This window comes from Microbacterium sp. AISO3, from assembly GCF_002204305.1.
GTDB classification, from domain to species: domain Bacteria; phylum Actinomycetota; class Actinomycetes; order Actinomycetales; family Microbacteriaceae; genus Microbacterium; species Microbacterium arborescens.
Genome location: NZ_NHRF01000105.1, coordinates 1 through 421, shown reverse-complemented (window position 1 = coordinate 421; position 421 = coordinate 1). Strand labels below are relative to the sequence as shown.

Here is a 421-nt window from a genome sequence, read left to right as displayed (position 1 = left end):
CCCGCCAACCTCGGCTGGGGCGACCTCGGCGTCGACGTCGTCGTCGAGTCGACCGGGTTCTTCACCGACGCGACCAAGGCCAAGGCCCACGTCGACGCCGGCGCCAAGAAGGTCATCATCTCCGCGCCGGCCTCGAACGAGGACATCACGATCGTGATGGGCGTCAACCACGAGCTGTACGACCCGGCGGCGCACACCGTCCTCTCGAACGCCTCGTGCACCACCAACTGCCTGGCCCCGATGGCCAAGGCGCTGAACGACTCGATCGGCATCACCAAGGGCCTGATGACGACGGTGCACGCCTACACCGCCGACCAGAACCTCCAGGACAACATCCACAAGGACCTGCGCCGCGCCCGCGCCGCGGCCCTCAACATCGTCCCGACCTCGACCGGGGCCGCCAAGGCCATCGGCCTGGTGC

1 pseudogene is annotated in these 421 nt (G+C 68.6%); it reads left to right on the top strand.

From position 1 onward, the window contains the following. A pseudogene (locus tag CBF90_RS16535) lies at positions 1-421 on the top strand (type I glyceraldehyde-3-phosphate dehydrogenase); the annotation flags it as partial.